This window comes from Rahnella sp. ChDrAdgB13 (assembly GCF_017655185.1).
Lineage (GTDB): Bacteria > Pseudomonadota > Gammaproteobacteria > Enterobacterales > Enterobacteriaceae > Rahnella > Rahnella contaminans.
The window spans coordinates 1-21,829 of record NZ_JAEMGT010000029.1; the positions used below are offsets into that span (position 1 = coordinate 1).

Genomic DNA, 21,829 nt, shown 5'->3' on the forward strand with positions numbered 1-21,829 from the left:
CAGTTCTTCATCCACACGAGCAATCTGCTGCTCAAGCCGCTGACGACGGCGCTGATGACGTTTTTCCTGAAGCTGATCAACGTAAGGCTTGGCGAATGCATCCACCTTATTGCCATCCCAGACCGCATCACACACCCATGAGCCGTCCATTTTTCGGATGATGACAGTATTCGGGTCATGAATATCAAAACAAACCCGAACATTTTCACCCTCGACACGCGACAGTTCGGTGCTGAAATACCGGTTATTAAACACCCGCACTTCACCTTTAACGGCCTTGCGCTCTACTTCAGGGCGGAACATTTCATGCAACTCCGCACTGGTCAGATAATCAATCTCCACCTTGTCACGCGCTATCAACATCTTGCGGTAGGCAACCGGTGACCAGTGTTGACCATTTTCACGCATTGGCAGACTGTCATGAGGCCGGTTGTTGTGGCGCTCAATCTGGCATTCGATTTCGGCGATCAGCTCGTCCCAGTGCGGTACTTTCGCTATTGCTGCCTTTTGAACAGCTTTCAGTTCCTTGCCTTTCTCAATGGCGTTTACCGCTGAATCTACCTGTTTGCGATAAATGCGCTGTGCTTCCCGGTCACCATATTTACCCACATACGAACCAAACTTTTTGGCGACACGCTTTGGGATTTCCTGATTCAGACGTTCAATAATGCCGCGTGCCTGCGGGTTTCCTGGAATCCCCGTAGGGTGATCGATACCGAGGCGAGAAAATATCCCGGTAATATCGGCATCAAAAAATTCATTCTTTTCACCACCGCCGTTATCTGAGTAATAAATTAACGGAATGCCGTATTTTGATACTGCATCGCGAATAGCATCACCCACAGCAACCTGGCTTTCCGACATGGCCAGACTCCATCCCACAACAACCCGCGTCGGCCCTTCGATAACCATGGTGATCTCCGGTTTGAAAGGCTTACCCGTTTCAGGGTGCAAGGCTTCCAGCTTCATGCCGTGGCCATCGCCAATCCATGCACCATTAACCGGTAATTTTGACCAGTCGCGCCGGACGAACGGCAGCATGGATTTATACTCGGCACCGGTCACACGACCGCGTTCCCGTTCGGCTTTAGGTATCTTATTAAGCGCATATCGCACCGTATCGACTTTGGGCAGCAGGGAGAGCATCATTTCATTCCCCGCATATTGTGTGCGCCACTCTTCTTCAAAATCTTCATAAGCCATTGTTACGGTTGGCTGATTGGTGTGGCGCCAGAACAACAAAAACTCAGGCATCCACGTATAAGATGTAACCGGTTTCGCTTTAACTTTGCCCGGCGCAATTATGGCCATCTTCTCACCGGGCGTTTTCGCCGCCATGTAATCCGATACCCATTTTTGCAGGGAACGCACACACACACCCTTGCGTGTCTCTCCTTTGCGGGCATTAGCCACCAGCGCGGCATTCTGCATTTCAGGTGACAGAGCATCATTTTTTGAACTGTTTGAAATCAGCTCAACAGCCGCCTTGCGCTTCATGCCGCCGACGTTCATCAGCTTAAGCACACCGCAAACCAGCTTCATGCGGGCATCAGCAACTGCCTTCTGATCGTCAGTCAGTTCACCCAGCTTCTTATCGAGCAGCGCAGGACATTTACGATATAAATCAAGTTCAACCGAACCAGATTTAACACGCATGCTCGTTTTTTCTACTACCGCAGGAACATCACTACTGGTCTGCTCAAGGACTTTTGAATAATGGCGATTTAATAATTCTTTTTGCCATTCTTCAGGTAAACAACGGGAATCAAATTCATACGAAATTCCGCGTCCTCCCTCCTTCTGGCGGCTAATCCATCCTTGCTTATTAGCTCTCCTAATAATGGAACTAATGGCTGAAGGGGCTGCATTGAGACTGGCAATCTCCATACTTGTAACCCAGAAAAATAGTTCACTCATGGCTAATACCTCTCAGGCCAAATTATCTGGGGTTCAAGCCCCACCGCAGAAGCAATAATTAGCTCCCCTTTGGGGTAAGGCTTATCAAGCGCATTTTTTAGTGTATAGGGCGATAAATTATGATCACGTCCTAATCCAGAAAGGGTCATGCCTTTCTTGTGCAGAGCCGCGATGATATCGGCCCTATGCATGTTTCTTCTTTTTTCGGCAGTCATTTCATGCCATCCTTACAAGTTGAATAACTAACTAGCTACCAATGCGAGTACCCACTCGGCTATGAAAAATATACTGTCATTGCGTTTTCATTGCAACATACGCAATCATATTAATTTACCAAAAATCATTAACCATTTGTTTTTGTTGCATAAATATCTTGATTGCGCGCAACGATAACGCGCCCATATCGCAATGAGAGGTAATGGTTTTGGTTGCATCTAAAAAGTGGTACACGGCAAATGAGTTAGCTGGGTTGCCTGGGTTACCTGGAGACAAAAGCAGCGTAAACCGCAGAGCTAATAAAGAAGGTTGGGAGCGCAGACAAAAAAAGGGAACGCGTGGTATAGCCTTTGAGTTTCACATTTCGTCGTTACCGCCTGAGACGCAAGCGGCTTTAGGCGGACAGATTGAACAAGCAACCATAGTTGATATCACGGTTTTGACTAAAGTGATTGAGGCTGTGGAGATATTGCTTCAATCGGGACACAAGACTCTTTCCGCGACAACAAAAGCCAGAGTAATAGCAATCCTTTACCGGGCAGCAAAATCAAATGATTTCATAGACATAGACTTAGTCCGAGAAACCATAGATTTAGTCGCATAATAGGAGGAATTATGAAAGATGATCATAAAATCGTAGCGCTAGGCAAACGCCAAAACTCTCTTGAAGATGAGTTATTGAATATTGCCAAAATGATTTCTAATGAATCACCATCACTGATAGAAGGTGAAGGACAACCATCAGCAACCTCCAATCATATAAATGGTTCCGGCAACATTGTGGGAAACGGAAACTTCGTAAACAATGGCCCCATTCATATTAACGGTTCGATTCGCAATAAAGTTTATGTGAGAACGGGAGAGGGCGTTGTAGATGCCAGCCAAAAAAAGGCAATTAAGTCATTGCTTTATGAATGGGTTGGCATGGAGGAAGCGATTAAGAAATCACCATTAAGCTACCAAAAAGCGTGGGCGATGCTTAACGGTTTCATGGATGTGAATAGTTATCACGAAATAAAAAAACAAACTTTGACAAAGCCATTAAGTATCTAAGGACACAGATAGGTAAACTTAGAAACATGGCTTCCGCACCTGCAAAGGTGAGCGACTGGAGAAAAAAGGCAATACAGTCAATCCAGGCGCGTTGCTCCGAAAAAGGTTGGCAAACATGGCGCAAGCAGCACATGCTCAAAACGTTTTCAAAATCTTCGATGACAGAACTAACTGATGATGAGATAAAGCGCCTTTATCAAACTATTTGGAACAAAAAATAGTATCTGCATGCTGAGCGCCCTGTCTGGCGCTCAAAGATTATTAAGTTAATTTAAACCCCTTTCAAACTTATTCAAACCAGAATCAAAGAATGCAGAAAATGATTCAAAAAAATCACTTTTTCGTCATTTTCTCACGCCGAGTGCAAAATCAGTAAATCCCTGCTAAGCCGCGTCGCTAAAGGGCTGTCGTTGAATCAGAGGTTGCCCCGATCAGTGCAGAAATGATTACCACCCCACAGAGATTGCGTTTCGGGATCACGGGCCGGGTGTCGATGCGGGTTTTCTGCCGGTAATGTTTGAACGCTTCAGCCGGGCAGAATCTTCCCGCGCCCGGCACTCCGGGGGCAGCGGGCTGGGGCTATCCATTGCCCGTGCGATATGTGAAGCCCATGGCGGCGGCATCCGGGCTTTGCTGAAAGAACAGGGCGGGCTGGTTATCACGGTCAGTTTGCCTCAGCCGGAAGCGGGAAAATAAATAAGCGGTTCTTGACGGTTCCTTGATGAAATATCGCGGGAATCTGGACAGTGAGCGGATTGAATAGCGGTATCTCAATTCAGGAAGTCTGTCATGACCGCTACTTTTACGGATTATGCCCGCCACGGCGTGCGCCATTTATGTGCTGCTGGACGTCTGCTGCCCTTTCTTCCCGCCGCCTGTCTGCTGATAGTTGTCGTCGTGCTGGCGGGGTGTGGCGATAAATCCCGTCAGCCCGTAGTACCCGCAAGGCCGGTGCGCGTGGTGATTGCGCCGCTTCCTTCAGCCTCCGGCACGGTTATCCAGACAGGTGAAATCCGCGCCCGCGAAGAGGTGGCGCTGGGTTTCCGGCTGGACGGCAGGATCCTCACCCGTCAGGTCGATGTCGGTGATCGTGTGGCGGCCGGGCAGATTGTCGCGACGCAGGAAAGTGCCACCCGCCGCAACCAGCTCAACAGCGCGCAGGCCGATCTGGACAGCGCCCGCGCGGCGGAACAGCTGGCTGCGCTGAATCTCCGTCGCATGAAGCTGCTGATGCCGGGCGGTGCTATCGCCCGCACGCAGCTGGATAGCGCACAATCCGACTGGCAGGCGGCCCGCGCGCGGCGTCAGAGCAGTGAAGATGCGCTGAAAAACGCACGTGAAAATCTCTCCTGGGCACAACTGACCGCACCGGCGGACGGCGTCGTGACGCAGGTCAGCGCCTCGGTCGGGCAGGTGGTCAGCGCCGGGCAACAGATTGTGACGCTGGCCTCGGGCGGCGGGCGTGATGCGGTGTTTGATGTCGCCGATCCGCAGGCGATTCCGGCACATGCGGGCGCTGTTTTTAGCGTTTCGTTACTGTCCGGCTCTTCAGTGATCGCGCCGGGGCATTTACGGGATATCAGCCCGCAGGCCGACCCGCAAACCCGGACATGGCGTGTTCGTATCACGCTCGATAACCCGCCGCCCGCCATGGCGCTGGGGGCCAGCATTCAGCTCATTCTCCCTGCTTCAGGCCAGGCGGCGATCGCACTGCCTGCGTCGGCGCTGACCCGCGCCGGTGGCCAGCCCGCCATTTTTATCGTGAATACCAAAACGCTGACGTTGCACCTGCAACCGGTGGTTTTAGCGCGTTACAGCACCAAAGAAATCTTTATTTCGGCTGGCCTGAGTCCCGGCGAAACGGTCGCGATTGCCGGTGTGAGTAAACTGCGCAATGGCGAAAAAGTGACGCTGGGGGAAGGCAGCGAATGAAGCCGTCCACTCCCGTACACCGGTTCAATCTCTCCGCCTGGGCGCTGGCACATCAGCCGCTGATCGCCTTTTTTATGCTTCTGCTCATGGCCGCCGGTGTCTTCAGTTATGAGCAACTGCCGCGCAACGAGGATCCGGCGTTTACCATTAAAACGGCGGTAGTCTCTGCAAGCTGGCCGGGTGCCAGCGTGACGGATACGGTCAATCTGATCACGGATACGCTGGAGAAAAAACTTCAGGAAATCCAGTATCTTGATTTCGTTGAGAGCGAGACCCGCGCCGGGCAATCGGTGATTTTCGTTAACTTGCGTGATGATACGCCGCCCGCAGAGGTTGCAGGCATCTGGTATCAGGTGCGTAAAAAAATGCAGGATATCGCCCCGTCGCTGCCCGCAGGCGTGCAGGGGCCGTCGGTCAACGATGAGTTCGATGATACGTTTGGCACGATTTATGGGTTTACCGCTGAGGGTTACTCGCCGCGTGAACTGCGCGACCGCGTGGAAGACATCAGCCGCAGCCTGATGTCGCTGCCGGACATCGGCAAAACCCGCCTGCTGGGCATTCAGGAAGAAAACATTGTGATTGCGTTTTCGCCCGCGCAGCTCGCCGGGATGGGCATTGATTTGCAGCAGGTCACCGACGCCCTGAAAGCGCAAAATGCGGTCGAACCTGCGGGTGTTTTGCGCAGCGATCGTGAAAATATCGCCCTGCGCGTAAGCGGCTCCCTGACGTCTGAGCAAAGTTTGCAGGCGGTGACGCTGCACATCGCCGGGCGCTACATTCCGCTGACGGATATCGCGACGATAAGCCGTCAGGATGCCGAGCCGCCTGCACCCGAATTTCGTGTTAACGGGCAACCCGCTATCGGGCTGGCGATTTCTATGGCTTCCGCCGGAAATATGCTGTCCTTTGGCAAAGCGCTCAATGACCGGATGGCGGACATCCGCACGCGCCTCCCGCACGGCATTGAAATGGTCAAAGTGGCCGATCAGTCAGCGGTGGTTTCACAGGCCGTCAGCAGCTTTATCCGGGTGCTGATTGAATCCGTTTTCATTGTATTAGCCGTCTATTTTGTTTCACTCGGCACCCGCGCCGGGCTGGTTGTGGCGGCGGCCATTCCGGTGGTTCTGGCCATGACGTTCATCGGCATGATGCTGGCGGGAATCGGGTTACAGCGCATTTCTCTGGGCGCGCTGATCATTGCGCTCGGGTTACTGGTGGATGACGCGATGATCACCGTTGAAGCGATGGTGTCGCGTATCGAGGCGGGAGATCCGGCCTGGCGCGCCGCCACTTACGCTTTTGAAACGACGGCATTCCCGATGCTTACCGGCACTCTGGTGATGATTGCCGGTTTTATTCCGGTGGGCTTCGCGGCCTCAAGCGCCGGTGAATATTGTTACTCCCTGTTCGCCGTGGTGCTTATCGCGTTGCTGTGTTCCTGGGTGGTCGCCATTCTTTTTTCGCCGCTGATCGGGACGTGGATTTTACCCGCAAAGCTTGCATCGCACGGTGAAAAGCGTGGCCGGTTAATGCGTTTCTACCTGCGTCTGCTGAATTATGTGCTGCTTCACCGGTGGGGCACGCTGAGTATTGCCTGTCTGTTGCTGGCGATGGCGATGTATGCGACGACGTTTATGCAGGGGGAATTTTTCCCCGCCTCCGACCGGCCGGAATTACTGGTGAGTCTCACGCTTCCCGCGAATGCTTCCTGGGCAGAAACCGCGCGGCAAACTGAACGCCTGGAACGTGCGCTGCAAGGTAACCGGAATGTCGATCACTATTCGGATTATGTCGGGTCGGGGGCTGCGCGCTTTTATCTGCCGATGGATGTGTTACTGGATAACGAGAATACGGCGCAGCTGGTCATTGTCGCCAAAAATCTGGAAGACCGTGACAAGCTTCGCGCACAGCTTGAGGCCATTTTAGCCCGTGATTTCAGCGACATCACCACGCGCGTTTCCCCGCTGGAACTCGGCCCGCCGGTCGGGTGGCCGGTAAAATATCGCGTCAGCGGCCCGGACTATGCGCAGGTCAGACAGATCGCCCAACATCTCGCTGCCACGCTGGGTGAGGTTCCGGTTACGCGCGAAGTGAATCTGACCGCCGGAGAGCCCGAGCGGGTAATAACGCTGCGGGTGAATCAGACGGCAGCGCGTGCGGCAGGCGTTTCTTCGGAAAGTCTTGCGGCTTTGCTTAACACCGTCTGGTCAGGCAGCGTCGTCACCACCGTCCGGGATAAAAACCGGCTGATTGATGTTGTTCTGCGGGCGAACAACCGCGAGCGTCAGGATATCACCACGCTGTCGGGCCTGATGATCACCACCGCAACGGGGCAAAAAATCCCGATAAGTCAGGTCGCGACACCGGTCTGGGGGATTGACGATCCGGTTGTGTGGCGTCGCCAGCGGCTGCCGTTCATTACCGTTCAGACGGATTTAGCGCCGGGGCTGCATGCCGAAACCGTATCGCAGCAGCTCGCGCCGCGGGTTTCGCGTATCCGTGCGGCGATGCCTTCCGGATATAAAATCGAGGAGGGCGGCGTGGTGGCGGAGTCAGATAAAGGCAACGGTTCGGTGTATGCCGTGCTGCCGGTCACGTTGTGCGTGATGCTGATCCTGCTGATGATCCAGTTGCAGCGTTTTTCGCGCATGCTACTGGCCTTATTCATGGCTCCGTTCGGCCTTATCGGCATTGTGCTGGCGATGTTGCCCACCGGCACGCCGATGGGTTTTGTCGCCCTGCTGGGGATTATCGCGCTGGCGGGAATGATTATCCGCAACGCGGTGATCCTGATCAGCGAAGTGGATAATAACGTTATCGCCGGGATGGGCCGTGATGACGCCATCAAGGCCGCCGCCGGGCACCGTTCAAGACCTATATTGCTGACGGCCTGCGCGGCAATACTGGGGATGCTGCCGATCGCCGAACAGGTATTTTGGGGGCCGATGGCTTACGCGATTATCGGCGGGTTAATTGTCGCCACTTTCGTCACGCTTACGCTGCTTCCGGCTGCGCTGAGCCTGATTATGCAGCGGGAGAAGGTGAGGGCGGCCGCTTGCGGAAATTCAATCTGACGCATTTAAAATCGCCAAAATTTCTTCTCTGCGAGATCAACACGATAGTCGCGCAGGCGGCGCGGGGCCTGCTGATCTGTGCTGGCAGCCATTGATCTGAGCACCTGATTAACTATACTGTATATAAATACAGTATGTTTGCAGGAACTCCACTCATGATGCTTTACAAAATCGCCGCACGGCAGCAAAAAACGGATATCCCGTTGTATTTAAACCCTATTGCAGCGGGTTTCCCCAGCCCGGCGGCGGACTATGTGGAGAAGGGTATCGATCTGGTGGCGCACCTGATTGCGCATCCTTCTTCTACCTATGTGCTTAAAGTCTCCGGCGATTCCATGCGGGACGCGGCGATCATCGATGGCTCAATGTTGCTGGTCGATTTCAGCCTGAAACCGGCTCACAACGATATCGTTGTCGCCAGTCTGGACGGAGAATTTACGGTGAAACGACTGATGCTCCATCCGTATCCTCATCTGCGGGCTGAAAACCCGTCCTACGCGCCTATTCCGCTGAATGAAGACCGGCAAGTCGAGATTGTCGGCGTTGTCACCACCGTTATCAGCACGATGCATCGCAATGTACGCACTCGCTGATGTGAACTCGTTCTACGCCAGTTGTGAAGTCGCCTGGCGCCCTGACCTGCAAGGCAAACCGGTCGTAGTGTTGTCCAATAATGATGGCTGCGTGATTGCGCTTTCGGCGGAAGCGAAGAAGCTCAAAATCAAAATGGGCGCGCCGTACTTCAAACAAAGGGCACTTTTTCAGCAACATAACGTGGTGGTTTTCAGCAGCAATTACGAACTTTACGGCGATATGAGCCACAGGGTGATGGAGACGCTGGGCGCGTTATGTCCGAAAATCGAAATCTATAGCATCGATGAGGCCTTTCTCGATCTCAGCCGGTTGCCGGGGGATCTCGATTTAGAAAGCTTCGGCAAGGAAATCAGGGACACGGTGAAACAACATACGCGGCTGACCATTGGCGTCGGCATTGCGCCGACGAAAACGCTGGCAAAACTCGCCAATTTCGCAGCAAAAAAATGGACAAAAAGTCAGGGCGTTATCGATCTCTCTGATCCGGTTCGTCAGAAAAAGCTGATGTCGTATGTACCGGTCGAAGAGGTCTGGGGCGTGGGGCGGCGGATATCGAAAAAACTGAATGACGCCGGGATTAAAACGGCGCTCCAGCTTGCCGAATGCGACCTGTGGTTTATCCGGAAGAATTTTAATGTAGTGATGGAACGCACCGTGCGCGAGCTGCGCGGCGAACCTTGTTTAGGCTTTGACGAATTTGCGCCCGCCAAACAGGAAATTGTTTGCTCGCGGTCTTTCGGCACGTGGGTGACGGCGTATCAGGAAATGCGTGAAGCCATCTGTTATTACGCCACGCGGGCTTCTGAAAAGCTGCGCGCAGAGCATCAGTTTTGCCGGCAGATTTCCGTCTTTGTCAAAACCAGCCCGTTCGCGGAAGGGGAGATTTACTATGGAAATCTGGCGAGTACCCGGCTGATTACGCCCACTCAGGACACCCGCGACATTATCTTCGCTGCAACAAAGTGTCTGGATGATGTCTGGAAAGAAGGGCACCGGTATCAGAAAGCAGGCGTAATGCTGGGGGATTTTTTCAGTCAGGGCGTGTCCCAGTTGCACTTATTTGATGAGCGCGCGCCGCGTGCCAACAGCGATGCGCTGATGACGCTTTTCGATGAAATCAATGATAAAGGAAAAGGGACGCTGTGGTTCGCCGGGCAGGGGATCTCGCGGGACTGGCAGATGAAGCGCGAGATGTTATCCCCTGCATGGACCACCCGTCTGAGCGATGTCCCGGTGGCACGTGCCTGACGGCTAAACGAGTCACGCAGCGCAGATTATTGAGCGTAAATTCTTGTAATTCATGATTCATACATCTTGTGAATGTTTGAGTGGCCGTTAGAATGGCGGCCTGCTTGCGAGGGAAATGTGAATAAACAACGGCGTTCAGCACTGCTCTATTTTTGCCTGGCCTGTCTGGTCATACTGACGTGTATGACGCAGCGCATCGCCGGGCTGAATGCGCTGTCCGCAATCGTGCATCAGGAAACGGCGACGGCGCAGGCGTCATCCACGACTTCTGAAATCGCTAAAATTCCCGCTCCCTGCGAGCTCAGCAGCAAATCGCTGCTTTCTGTTCCTCCTCTCCTCTTAGAATTTGCGTTTCTGGCGCTGAGCCTGCTGCTGGCCTTTTTGTCACGCGGCAATCTGGCGGCGATCCGCCTGCTTGTGCCGGAGGCCGTCCCCGTGCCGCGCCTGCGGGTGCATTTGCGGCTCTGTGTATTTCGGGAATAAAAACTCCGGGAATAAAACACGCCTGTTTTTCATCAGGATGTGACTTTTTTATTTTTGGAGAAAATCGATGCGAAATTTATTCAGGGCGGCCGCTGGCTGCTTACTGATGCTCTGGCTGCATACCGGATATGCTGCCGACACCGGCTGGCTGCAAAGCCCGCAAAATACCCACGCGAAAGTGCGCTTACAGGCGCAGCCTGCCGATTCTTCTGAAGAAGAAACCCGGTTGCTGATTTCTGTCAGCCTCGAAAAAGGCTGGAAAACCTACTGGCGTTCGCCGGGGGAAGGCGGTATTGCGCCGTCAGTCGAATGGCAAAAACCGGTCACGGCGCAACAGGCTACAGGGTACTGGCCGACGCCCGCACGTTTTGATGTCGCGGGCATCACCACCCAGGGCTATCACGATGAAGTCACGCTGCCCGTCATCCTCAGCGGTGAAGAGCCGGGCACAATTGCCGGAACGCTGACACTGCCGGTGTGCAGCAACGTGTGCATTCTCACCGACTATCCTTTCAGTCTGGATCTCCGTTCCAGTACGGACAGCGCAGAATTCGCACGCGAGTTCGCCGCGGCAATGGGTAAAGTGCCGATAGCTGAAGGGCTGACAGACAGCGTGACGGCGGGATATCGCCCCGGCGTATTGCAGATCACCGCTCACCGCGGGCAGGGCTGGCAAAATCCGCAAGTGTTTACCGACACGCTGGAAGGCAGTTCGCTGGGCAAGCCGGTGGTGAAAGTGGACGGGCAACTGGCGCGGTTCACGCTGCCCGTGACCGACGAATGGGGCGATAAGGCGGCGGATATCACGGGCAAAACGCTGAGTATCGTGTTGTCGGACAATGGTCTGGCGCAGCAAAATTACCTGAAAGTGAGCCCGCTTTCTGCCGGCGCGCCGGGCGCGGTCGCACTCTGGCAGGTGGCGCTGATGGCACTGGCCGGTGGTTTCATTCTCAATCTTATGCCCTGCGTTCTGCCGGTGCTGGGGATGAAACTCGGCAGTATTTTGCAGGTGGAACAGCGCAACCGGAAAAGCATTCGCGTGCAGTTTCTGGCGTCATCGGGCGGGATTATCACCTCGTTTCTGGCGCTGGCGTTACTGATGACGCTGCTCCGTTACACCCATCAGACGCTGGGCTGGGGCATTCAGTTTCAGAGCCCGTGGTTTATCGGGCTGATGGTGCTGGTCACGGCCGTATTTACCGCCAATCTGCTGGGGTTGTTTGAAATTAATCTGCCCTCAAAGATGACCACCCGTCTGGCGACGCATCAGCGTTCCGGTCTCAGCGGACACTTCGCTGAAGGCGCTTTTGCCACGCTGCTGGCGACGCCCTGTTCCGCGCCGTTTCTCGGCACGGCGGTGGCGTTCGCGCTGGCCGCACCGCTGCCGGTTCTGTGGGGGCTGTTCCTGATGCTGGGCATCGGCATGAGTCTGCCGTGGCTGATGATTGCCCTGTGGCCGGGGCTGGCGATGTGTCTGCCGCGGCCGGGGCGCTGGATGCTAAGGCTGCGGCTTTTCCTCGGCGCGCTGATGCTGTCGGCCTGTCTCTGGTTGCTCAGCCTGATGCAAAACCATTTCTCTGCGCTGACGGTGGCCGTGCTGGCGGGTGTCTTGCTGGTGATGCTGTTCGCCTTCTCCCTGCGCCGCTATGGCTTGCGTAATTCGGCGTTAACTGCGGGGGCGGGCGCGCTTCTGGCCAGTGCCGTGATCGTCATGGCCTCGCACTTTTCAGGCACAGGCGGGAAGCCACTGCGCGATGATATTGCCTGGCAACCCTTGTCCGAAGAGGCGATTCAGACCGCGCTGGCGGCAAATAAAGTGGTCTTTGTGGATGTCACCGCCGACTGGTGTGTGACCTGTAAAGCCAACAAATACAACGTACTGATGCGCGACGATGTGCAGAAAGCCCTGACGGAAAACGACGTTGTGGCCCTGCGCGGTGACTGGACGTTGCCGTCAAAACCGATCAATGACTTCCTGCAAAAACGCGGCAGCGTCGCCGTGCCGTTTAATCAAATTTATGGTCCGCACAATCCTGCCGGTGAAATCTTATCGCCGTTGCTTACCCGTGACGCCGTATTACAGAGGCTGGAAGATGCCCGTGGAGCCCGATAATGAAAACGTTAATGCTGATTATGATGATGGTGATTTCTCCGGTGGTTCTGGCGATGACGCCGGAAGATACGCTGTTTAACAACCCGGCCTCGCCGTGGTTTGGCGCGAAAAATCCCCGGCTGACCATTGTGTCCTTCACCGATTACAACTGTCCTTACTGCAAGCAGTTTGATCCGATGCTGGAAAAAGTCGCGAAGGAAAATCCAGATATCAAAGTGGTGATTAAACTGCTGCCTTTTCGCGGCGCGAGCTCCATTATTGCCGGTCGTGCGGCGATGACGGTCTGGGAGCAGCATCCGGAAAAGTTTCTGGTGGTACACCAGCGGCTGATGTCTAAAAAAGGGCAGCATGATGAAGCCAGTGCGCTCGAGGCGGTGAAATATGCCGGACTGGAACCCATCCGCGTGACGCCCGCCAGTTATCTTGAACTGAAAACCAATGTGGAAATCGCCGAGGTATTGGGCATTCAGGGAACGCCTGCGACGATCATTGGCGATCAGCTGATTGCGGGTGCCATCTCCTGGGAGGATTTGCAGAAAGTCGTGAAGGAACAACTGGCGAAGGCAAAACATGATCAGGCTTAAACGCTGGGTGCGCGAAGGGGCGATTTTCGTCGTGCTGATTTTGGTCGTGATGCTGGGAATGGATTTTCTGCGCGCGCCGCAGGCACCGGCCAGTTTTGGCAGCCAGCCGTTGCAGACTCTCAGCAATCAGTCCGTGACGCTCAGCCAACAAAGTCAGCAGCGCCCGCTGCTGGTCTACTTCTGGGCAACGTGGTGCGGCGTGTGCAAAATGACCACACCTTCAGTTTCCCGGCTGGCAGAAGAAGGGGAGAACGTCCTGACCGTGGCATTGCGTTCAGGGGATAACGCCACGCTGGAGCGTTATCTGCACGGAAAGGGCATTCACATGCCGGTGGTTAACGATGCCCGCGGCGATTTGTCGGCACAGTGGAATATTGGCGTCACCCCGACATTCGTTGTTATTGATAAAGGGCAGGTGATTGCCACAACGACCGGCTGGACTTCTTACTGGGGAATGAAAGCGCGGCTGTGGTGGGCGCAAATCCGTACCTGATTTGCCGTTGCTGCTATCGTCCGAAACACAAGGCCTTCACCGTGGTGAAGGCCTTTCTACTCGTTAAGCCAGGCGGCGGTGACCAGCGCACTGCAAATAGTGTCACTGTCCGGGTTGAGATGGCCAAAAACGCAGATCATAACGCCTCACTTCTTGTTTGACGGTTTCAGTGTCCGGTATAAATCCTGAATGCGGGTCATGGTTTTGACCGTGCGGGAGGATGTGGCGGATGCGACCGATAATATCAGCATTTCCAGACAAACCAGCACGGTGCCATGCAGCGGCATCCGGCCATTTTCGCCGCCGCGTGGCACGTTGATCACGAGGGTCGCTTCTTTGGCGAAGAAAGATTCCGTGGCGTGCGTCAGCAAAATGATCGGGATCCCCAGACGTTTTGCCTCGCGAACCGTGGTCGTTCCTTCTTTGTGCGCGTTTTTTTGCGCCATCATAATCAGCACATCGCCACGTTGCAGGCTGATCAGCTGTTCCGCCAGCGCGACGCCGGAACGGTTAAGCGAAACGGCCTGAATACCGATACGGTTGAAAAGCCGCGCGCTGTAATCCGCCAGAATTCCCGAGGCATTAATGCCAAAAAGCCCCACCTGACGCGCGCCAATCAGCAACGCGACGGCTTCAGATATCGCCTGCCGGTTGCCGGGTTCCGAAAGCGTATCGCACGCACGTTTATGGCCATCGAGAACGAAATCGATACCGGAATTAATATCGCAGGCCAGCTCGCTGACCGTCGTGATCATCTTTTCTTCTGAATTAATCGCCGTGCCGAGCCACGCTTCCAGCGTTTTTTTCATATCACGCAAACCGGCAAACCCTAATGCCTGAATTGCGCGGATCACGGTGGCATCCGAGGTTTCCGTTGCGGCAGCAATTTCTAATGCCGTGGATTCCAGAACAGTCTCACGATTGTCATAGATATATCTCACCACGGCCTGTAAGCGTGGTGAAAGTGCGTGTGCCCGCGCACGATAACGTTCACCAAATACATCAATACGTTTTTTTAACGGAGTGGCGGCCATGGAATGAACCCGATCCCTTTGCTTTAAAAGTGTATGGGTAAGCGTCAGTGCTTCTGAGAGGAATTTTATCTTATCAAATGTAGTGATTTGCCCGCTATGAAAACGGTTCAATTCACAAGATTCAGGGCGAAAGGATTCAGGTTGTGGAAGGTGTTTTTGAAGTTTAATTATTTAAATCAGTGCGTTATATTTTATTTTCAACCCGGTAACTGTGTGGGTTTTTTTAACGATTAATGTAGTAGAGGCATGAAATTGTTCATTTACTACTACGTTTTCACATGTTGGAATGATTATCAATTGCATTACAGCGGTTTTTTTGACCCGGTGAACGTGCAGGAAATAACCCATGGGGACGTTGCGGGAATAGTTCCCTGCGAAATCGGGTGGTTTCTTAAAATATCCGGAATGAATTTACGGAAATAATAAAATAATAAACATCAGGCGTAATGAAATGAATAATAACAGGACGATTTCTTTTAAACGGAATTGCCATCCGGCAATTATGGCCGCTATTTATGGTGTCGCGTTGCTGACACCGGGGATCAGTTATTCTGCGTGGGACAGCAATACGCTCACGGTGTCCGGACAGGAAACAGACGGGCAGGGTTACAGCGCCAGCGAGACTTCCGTGGCCAGCAAAACGCCGACTTCGCGGCTCAATGAAGCGCAGTCGGTCAGCGTAGTGACGCAGCAACAATTGGAGGATTATCAGGCTTCCAGTTTGTCGGACGCGATGCGTTTTGTCAGCGGCGTCACCGAAGGCAATACGCTGGCGAGCACTGAGGACGGGTTTGTCCGCCGCGGATTTGGTTCGAACTCCGACGGTTCGATTTACCGCGACGGCGTGCGCAGCAGTCAGGGGCTGAATTTTGATGCCACCACCGAGCGCGTCGAAGTGCTGAAAGGCTCGGCATCGCTGCTGTACGGTATTCAGAATCCGGGCGGCGTGATCAACGTCGTCAGCAAAAAACCGCAATACGACTGGCACACCAAAATCAGCGGGCGTTCCTCCAGCGAAGGTGGCGGCGCGGGCACGATTGACGTCACCGGCCCGCTCGGCAACGGTTTTGCATTCCGCCTGATTGCGGAAAAACAAAATCAGGATTACTGGCGCAATTTTGGCAGCGATAAACACACGCTGGTTGCACCGTCGTTGCAATGGTATGGCGAAAAATCCAGCTTCCTGATCAGCTATTCCGATTACCGCTACGACATTCCTTACGATCGCGGCACGGCATTTATCAACGGCAAACCGATTGATATCAACTATAAAGACCGTCTAGACGACAAAGCAAACCGCGCCTGGGGCCATAATAAAACGCTGAACGCCCATTATGACTGGCAGTTCAGCGATGACTGGAGCACCCGCCTGACGCTCGGCTGGAACCAGCGCCGCTACAACAATGATGAAGTCAGGGTGACGGCGGTCAACACGACCACCGGCGCAGTGACGCGGCGCGCCGACGCCAACCGCGGCTTTAACCACAAAACCAAATACGTTTCGTGGGACTTGCTGGGCTCTCAGGATATTCTGGGGATGAATCACGATATCGTGCTGGGCACGGATTATGAGATGAATCAGACCTATCGCGCACACCAGTATCAGGGGAAGGCGAACAGCAGCTTCAATTACTTTGATCCGCAATACGACATCCTCTCGCCGGTCACTGACAGCACCACGGAAAACACCGCCAACGGCAATAACCTGAACCGTATTCACAGCCGTTCGGTCTATGCCAAAGACAGCATTTCGCTGACGTCGGACTGGATTGCCGTGGTCGGCGGGCGTTATCAGCATTACGAACAGCGCGCGTCGAAAGGCTTTGATCCGGTGGTTCAGACGCTCGACAGTGAAGGCAACAAATTCCTGCCGCAGGCCGGGCTTATCTACAAACTGACGCCAGATGTTTCGCTTTACAGCAGTGTCAGCAAATCCTTTACGCCATCAACCGACGTGGATGATGACGGCAATGTCGGTAAACCGGAGCAGGGCACCAACTGGGAAGTGGGCAGCAAATGGCAGATTTCCCCGCGCCTGTTTGCCAGCGTGGCACTGTACCGGATTGACGAACGCGACATGTCGCTCAGCATTAACGGCACAACGCGGGCGATTGATAAAGCGCGTTCCACCGGCGCTGAATTTGAACTGAATGGCGAAGTGCTGCCGGACTGGGATGTGAGCGCCAATTACAGTTATGACAATGCCGAAATTGTGAATGACGGCGTGAACTCCACCAATAACGGCAACCGACTGCAAAATGCGCCACGCCATTCCGGCGCGTTGTATCTGAGCCATAATCTGACGTTCAGCGGCATTCCGGGTGATTTCCGCGTGGGCGGCGGGGCGCGTTATGTCGGCACGCGGGCAGGCGATCCGGAGAACAGTTTCACGATGCCGGACTATGTGGTGGCCGACAGTTTTATCGCGTGGAACAACCCGCTGTTCGGCGAGAAAACGCAGTTGAAACTTAACCTCAACAACCTGTTTAACAAACACTATTACACCTCCAGCGGCGGCAATCTGCGCGTGCGTGAAGGCGAAACCCGTAATCTGATGGTACAGGCCAGTGTTGAATTCTGATCGTGATAGTCAAAAGGGCGCGCTGCGCGTGCCCGTATTTTTCAGACCGGCGCTTATCGCGCTGGTGCTGCTGAGTGCGGTGATGAGCGTGGCGGTGCAGGCGCGAACGGTAACGGATATCGACGGGAATCAGGTTGAAATCCCCGATAATCCGCAGCGTATTGTGCTGGGCGAAAGCCGGATGTTGTATACGCTGGCAATGCTCGAAACCGGCGATCCGGTGAAACGCATTGTCGGCTGGCCGCTGGATTTAAAGCGGTATGACAGCCAGACCTGGACGATATTTACGCAAAAATTCCCGCAGATGCTGAAAATTCCGGTGCTGGGCGGCGGCGGGCCTGATGAAATGAACCCCGAGAAAGTGCTGGCGCTGAAACCTGACGTGGTGATTTTGCCGAGCCTGGCGCGCTACGACGATGCGGATTTACGGCTGCTCCGGATGCTGAAAGCGGCGCACATTCCGGTGGTGAGAATCGATCTGCGTGTCCATCTGCTGAAAAATACCGCCCGCAGCGTGGAGATTCTCGGTGAAGTGTTTAACCAGACTGAACGCGCGAAGGCGTTCACGCAGTTTTATCGCTCGCATATGCAGGTGATACACGACCGGCTGGCAGCCTACCAGGGCCCCAAACCCACGGTGTTGCTCCAGCTGCATCTGGGGCGCCGCAATGAATGCTGTGTGACAGCGGTGAAAGGCAGTCTCGGCGAATTGCTGACGTTTGCCGGTGGCGACAACATTGCCAGTAAAACCGTCGGCGGAGTATTTGGTCGTCTGAATGAAGAATCCGTGATCATGGCGCAGCCGGAATTTTACATCGCGACCGGTGCGGGCGACGTTAACGACAAAGACGATCTGAAACTCGGTCCGGCCATTTCCCCCGAAATGGTTCAGCAAAGTCTGGCGCAATTAACCGCGCAGCAGAACGGATTGCGCACGCTGAAAGCCCTGCATAACGGCCACACGGCGGTGATATGGCAGAACTTTTACCTCAGCCCGTGGCACGTTGCGGCCACTGAGTTTATGGCGAAAACGCTGTATCCGGAGCTTTTCGCCGATATCGAACCTGAGCAAACCCTCCGACAACTCTTTCACGATTACCTGCCCGTTCCGTACAGCGGAACGTATTTCGGCAAGGGCAAAGACTAAAAGTAAGATCCGGGGCTTTCGGCTAACGCTGCCTGACGGCACCCGGAGATTTTCATCTCCTCCTGAGGTTAATGGCGATTGCGTGCCACGCACGGCTCGGGTGATTGAAAGTCAGTTATCAGGCCGCACGGCGTCTTTATAATGCTTTTACGTTTTTCACTTTGCGGCCAGCGCCTTTCTGGCTATGTTATGGAACGGCTTGTTTCCAATATGAATGATGATGAAAACCCCTGATTTAAATCTGATTATTGCTCTTGATGCCCTGCTGGACGAAGGCTCGGTGATTGGTGCGGCGCGCAGAATGAATTTAAGCGCGCCCGCGATGAGCCGGACGCTGACCCGTATCCGTCATCAGCTTGGCGATCCGATCCTGGTCAAGGCCGGGCGAAAAATGGTGCCAACCCCGCGGGCGCTGGCCCTCAGGGAAGAAGTACATCAGATAATGGGCGAGGCCGTCCGGCTGTTGCAGCCGCAGTCGGTTGTGGATTTATCGCAGCTGGAACGCACGTTTACGCTGCACGCCAACGACGTTTTTATCAGCGCGTTCGGCGGGATCCTGCTCAGCCGTTTACGGCAGGAGGCGCATAACGTCGGTTTACGCTTTACCCCGGAAAATGGCAGCGACGAAGACAGTCTGCGCGACGGCAAGGTCGATCTTTACATCAGCGCGATGCGTCCGCTGGGAGATGATATTCACGTACAATCACTGTTTTCCACGCATTTTATGGGGCTGGCGCGTGAAGACCATCCGATTTTCGACCATGAAATCACCCCGGAATCATTCACCCGTTATGAGCAGATCAGCGTATCCCGGCGTGGACGCGCGCGCGGGCCTATCGATAAGCGGCTCGCAGAACTGGGCCTCGTGCGCCACATTTCGCTGGTGGTGCCGACGTTCCATTCCGGCGTGTTTTCGCTGGGGAATTCCGATCTGATTTTATCGTTGCCGGAACATGTCGTGCAGGCGGTAAAAACGATGGGGATCAGAACGCGCGCCTTCCCGCTGCCGGTGGAGCTGGATGCCATTCCTATCGTTCAGGCCTGGCATCCGCGGTTCCAGAATGATCCCGCCCATCAGTGGCTGCGGCGCACCATTCATGATTTATGTATCCATTCCGCTAGCGCGTGATCCGTGTCAGCACGACGGCTCCGTTTCCTGATTTTCCACCAGCACCGGACAGGCTGCGAGGTCGATCACTTCTTTCACGATGGAGTGTTCGACCCAGCGTTGCAGCGAGGATAAATGCCGGTGTCCCATCACGATTAAGTCCACCTTCAGTCTGGCCGCTTCCCGGATAATCACCTCCGTTGGTTCCCCGCCGACAATCAGCCCGCTGACGTGGCGGTTGTCTGCCGTCAGTTCCGTCACGGCGTGGCTCACGATGCGCCGCGCCTCGTGATATTCGTGATTTGCCGGGGGGTAAACCAGCCCGTCGCTGGCTTCGTTATTTGCGGGGTTTTCCGCTAAGAAATGATGTACGCCGGGCAGCAAATACGCCCCGTCAACCACGCATAAAATATGCAGATTGGCCGGTTTTCCGGCACTGATTTTCCGGCCCAGTTCAATGACCGCCAGCGATTGCGGCGACCCGTCGAGCGCCACGAGAATATTGGTGAACATCGCGTATCCTTTCTGTGAATGATAAAGACCCTATCTTGGGTAACCCGCCCTGGTAAATAAATGCCTCTGTATGCACCTGTCACGTGCGCCAGACGCACGCCTCGGCTGCAAACATCGCAATTCCTCCCGCTGCGCCAACTTTCTAGACTGAGCCCCTGATCATCTGGAAGGGATAAGTAATGCAAACACTTGCGCAACCTAAAGCTATGCCGCCAGCGGCGACGTTTGACCTGCGCATCATGACGGGGCTGACGGGCATTTTGCTGGCCTCGCTGGTGGCCGGATTAAACGAACACGTCACCGATATTGCGATGACCGACGTGCGCGGCGTGCTGTCTATCAGCTATGACGAAGGGAGCTGGCTCACCACATTGTATGAAGCGGCGCAGGTGGCGGTCATGGCGTTTGCGCCCTGGTTTTCGGCCACGCTGTCACTGCGGCGTTTCACCCTCGGCGTCACCGCCGCTTTCATGGTGGCGGGCGTGCTTTGTCCGTTTGCGCCCAATCTGCCCGTGCTTTATGTCCTGCGGACGGTGCAGGGGCTGTTTGGCGGCTGCCTGCCGCCGATGCTGATGAGCGCCGCGCTGCGGTTTTTACCGCCGGGGATCAAGCTTTATGGTCTGGGCGCGTATGCGCTGACGGCCACGTTCGGGCCGAATCTCGGCATCCCGCTGGCGGCGTTATGGACGGAATACACCGGCTGGCAAATGGTGTTCTGGCAAATCATTCCACTTTGTCTGCTGGCGATTGCCGCCGTGCACTGGGGCATTCCGCAAGACCCGCTGCGGCTTGAACGTTTTGCGCAGTTCAACGGCGTGGGGCTGCTGCTCGGTTTACCGGCTATCACCTCGCTGGTGGTGGTGCTGGAACAGGGCACGCGGCTGGGCTGGCTGGATTCGCCGTTCATCTGCCGGATGTTGTTGCTGGGGCTGACGACCCTGACGCTGTTTATGGTCAACGAGTGGTTTCATCCGCTGCCATTTTTCAAAGTGCAGCAACTCGCGCGGCGCAATCTCACCTTCTCGCTGATTACGCTGGGCGGCGTGCTGGTGATCCTGGTGGCAGTACCGGGGGTTCCGGCCGGATATCTGGCGGAAATCCGCGGTTACCGGCCTGTGCAGACGGCTCCGCTGGCACTTTATGTCGCGCTCGGGCAACTGGCGGCGCTGCCGCTGGTCTCGGCGCTGTGCAATATCCGCCGGGTCGATTGCCGCTGGGTGCTGGCCTGCGGGCTGGGGCTGATCGCGGTGACCTGTTACCTCGGCAGTGCGATGACGTCGGACTGGATCCGCAATAATTTTTACGGCCTGCAAATGCTGCAAATCCTCGGGCAGCCGATGGCGGTGATCCCGCTGCTTCTGCTGGCCACCAACGGTTTACCGCCCGCCGAAGGGCCATTTGCCTCGGCCTGGTTTAACACCGTGAAAGGTATGGCGGCGGTGGCCGGAACCGGCGTGCTCGAAGGGCTGAGCACCGCGCGCGAGCATTTTCACTCCAACACGCTGGTGAATCAGTGGGGAAACAGCGGGCAGGGGCTGTCGTTTTCTCACTCCGGCAGCGAAAGCCTTTCAGCGCTGCCGGAGCAAATCCACGTGCAGGCCGTGGTGCTGGCGTCTGCTGATGTTTATCAGGTCATGGTCGTGCTGACCGTCATTCTGATCCTCTTTATTCCGTTAATGGCAACGCGCGTTTATCCACCGCGTCCGCTTGCCAGCCCTTCAATTTCTTAAGGTTTG

Annotated in this window: 19 protein-coding genes and 1 pseudogene; 16 read left to right on the forward strand and 4 right to left on the reverse strand. The window is 54.9% G+C overall.

The features are described 5' to 3' along the window. Window positions 1-1,917, reverse strand: a 1,917-nt coding sequence (locus tag J8X26_RS09475; RefSeq protein ID WP_208950753.1) for a Mu transposase C-terminal domain-containing protein, incomplete at its 3' end; no start/stop codon positions are given. Between the two features lie 2 nt (window positions 1,918-1,919). Then, the gene (locus J8X26_RS09480) at window positions 1,920-2,132 is read right to left on the reverse strand and encodes a helix-turn-helix transcriptional regulator (RefSeq protein WP_208950754.1); all 213 of its coding nucleotides are present in this window, start codon (window positions 2,130-2,132) and stop codon (window positions 1,920-1,922) included. A gap of 203 nt (window positions 2,133-2,335) precedes the next feature. On the opposite strand from J8X26_RS09480, the gene J8X26_RS09485 reads away from it, so the two are divergent. The 12 genes and pseudogenes from J8X26_RS09485 (at window position 2,336) to J8X26_RS09540 (ending at window position 13,710) form a co-directional block, all read left to right on the forward strand. Further along, on the forward strand, window positions 2,336-2,737 hold the full coding sequence (locus tag J8X26_RS09485) for a DNA-binding protein (protein WP_208950755.1): 402 nt from the start codon (window positions 2,336-2,338) through the stop codon (window positions 2,735-2,737). An 11-nt stretch (window positions 2,738-2,748) separates the two neighbouring features. After that, entirely contained in the window at window positions 2,749-3,186 is a 438-nt protein-coding gene (locus J8X26_RS09490) for a hypothetical protein (RefSeq protein WP_208950756.1), read from the forward strand. Window positions 3,187-3,212: 26 nt separating this feature from the next. Next, complete coding sequence (locus J8X26_RS09495; protein ID WP_208950757.1) at window positions 3,213-3,407, forward strand: hypothetical protein; 195 nt, start codon at window positions 3,213-3,215, stop codon at window positions 3,405-3,407. 241 nt (window positions 3,408-3,648) lie between these two features. Then, window positions 3,649-3,882: pseudogene (locus J8X26_RS09500) on the forward strand (ATP-binding protein); the annotation flags it as partial. 93 nt (window positions 3,883-3,975) lie between these two features. Then, window positions 3,976-5,118: an efflux RND transporter periplasmic adaptor subunit gene (locus J8X26_RS09505; RefSeq protein ID WP_208950758.1), complete on the forward strand. Its 1,143-nt coding sequence runs from the start codon at window positions 3,976-3,978 to the stop codon at window positions 5,116-5,118. Next, window positions 5,115-8,195: an efflux RND transporter permease subunit gene (locus J8X26_RS09510; protein WP_208950759.1), complete on the forward strand. Its 3,081-nt coding sequence runs from the start codon at window positions 5,115-5,117 to the stop codon at window positions 8,193-8,195. The genes J8X26_RS09505 and J8X26_RS09510 overlap by 4 nt, the downstream gene beginning before the upstream one ends. A gap of 155 nt (window positions 8,196-8,350) precedes the next feature. Beyond that, on the forward strand, window positions 8,351-8,788 hold the full coding sequence (gene umuD, locus J8X26_RS09515) for a translesion error-prone DNA polymerase V autoproteolytic subunit (protein ID WP_152323814.1): 438 nt from the start codon (window positions 8,351-8,353) through the stop codon (window positions 8,786-8,788). Beyond that, window positions 8,772-10,037, forward strand: a complete 1,266-nt coding sequence (gene umuC / locus J8X26_RS09520) for a translesion error-prone DNA polymerase V subunit UmuC (RefSeq protein WP_208950760.1) — start codon at window positions 8,772-8,774, stop codon at window positions 10,035-10,037. Before umuD ends, umuC begins: the two co-directional genes overlap by 17 nt. Before the next feature lie 117 nt (window positions 10,038-10,154). Next, window positions 10,155-10,520: a copper resistance protein gene (locus J8X26_RS09525; protein ID WP_152323816.1), complete on the forward strand. Its 366-nt coding sequence runs from the start codon at window positions 10,155-10,157 to the stop codon at window positions 10,518-10,520. A gap of 67 nt (window positions 10,521-10,587) precedes the next feature. After that, the gene (locus J8X26_RS09530; RefSeq protein WP_208950761.1) at window positions 10,588-12,633 is read left to right on the forward strand and encodes a protein-disulfide reductase DsbD; all 2,046 of its coding nucleotides are present in this window, start codon (window positions 10,588-10,590) and stop codon (window positions 12,631-12,633) included. Continuing rightward, on the forward strand, window positions 12,633-13,217 hold the full coding sequence (locus J8X26_RS09535) for a DsbA family protein (RefSeq protein ID WP_208950762.1): 585 nt from the start codon (window positions 12,633-12,635) through the stop codon (window positions 13,215-13,217). Before J8X26_RS09530 ends, J8X26_RS09535 begins: the two co-directional genes overlap by 1 nt. After that, entirely contained in the window at window positions 13,204-13,710 is a 507-nt protein-coding gene (locus J8X26_RS09540) for a protein disulfide oxidoreductase (protein ID WP_208950763.1), read from the forward strand. The genes J8X26_RS09535 and J8X26_RS09540 overlap by 14 nt, the downstream gene beginning before the upstream one ends. 146 nt (window positions 13,711-13,856) lie before the next feature. Here the strand turns inward: J8X26_RS09540 and J8X26_RS09545 are convergent, their stop codons facing one another. Further along, the gene (locus tag J8X26_RS09545) at window positions 13,857-14,744 is read right to left on the reverse strand and encodes a MurR/RpiR family transcriptional regulator (protein WP_208950764.1); all 888 of its coding nucleotides are present in this window, start codon (window positions 14,742-14,744) and stop codon (window positions 13,857-13,859) included. A 451-nt stretch (window positions 14,745-15,195) separates the two neighbouring features. On the opposite strand from J8X26_RS09545, the gene J8X26_RS09550 reads away from it, so the two are divergent. The 3 genes from J8X26_RS09550 (at window position 15,196) to J8X26_RS09560 (ending at window position 19,601) form a co-directional block, all read left to right on the forward strand. Next, complete coding sequence (locus J8X26_RS09550) at window positions 15,196-17,325, forward strand: TonB-dependent siderophore receptor (protein ID WP_208950765.1); 2,130 nt, start codon at window positions 15,196-15,198, stop codon at window positions 17,323-17,325. An 82-nt stretch (window positions 17,326-17,407) separates the two neighbouring features. Continuing rightward, window positions 17,408-18,472: an ABC transporter substrate-binding protein gene (locus J8X26_RS09555; protein WP_208950797.1), complete on the forward strand. Its 1,065-nt coding sequence runs from the start codon at window positions 17,408-17,410 to the stop codon at window positions 18,470-18,472. Between the two features lie 214 nt (window positions 18,473-18,686). Continuing rightward, window positions 18,687-19,601: a LysR family transcriptional regulator gene (locus J8X26_RS09560; protein ID WP_307803460.1), complete on the forward strand. Its 915-nt coding sequence runs from the start codon at window positions 18,687-18,689 to the stop codon at window positions 19,599-19,601. Window positions 19,602-19,607: 6 nt separating this feature from the next. On the opposite strand, the gene J8X26_RS09565 is transcribed toward J8X26_RS09560, so the two are convergent. After that, window positions 19,608-20,093, reverse strand: coding sequence for a universal stress protein (locus tag J8X26_RS09565; RefSeq protein ID WP_152323822.1), 486 nt, complete (start codon window positions 20,091-20,093; stop codon window positions 19,608-19,610). 179 nt (window positions 20,094-20,272) lie between these two features. Between J8X26_RS09565 and J8X26_RS09570 the strand changes: the two genes are divergently transcribed. Next, window positions 20,273-21,823 (forward strand): MFS transporter, encoded by a 1,551-nt coding sequence (locus tag J8X26_RS09570; protein WP_208950766.1) that lies wholly within the window; start codon window positions 20,273-20,275, stop codon window positions 21,821-21,823. The last annotated feature ends 6 nt before the right edge of the window (window positions 21,824-21,829 follow it).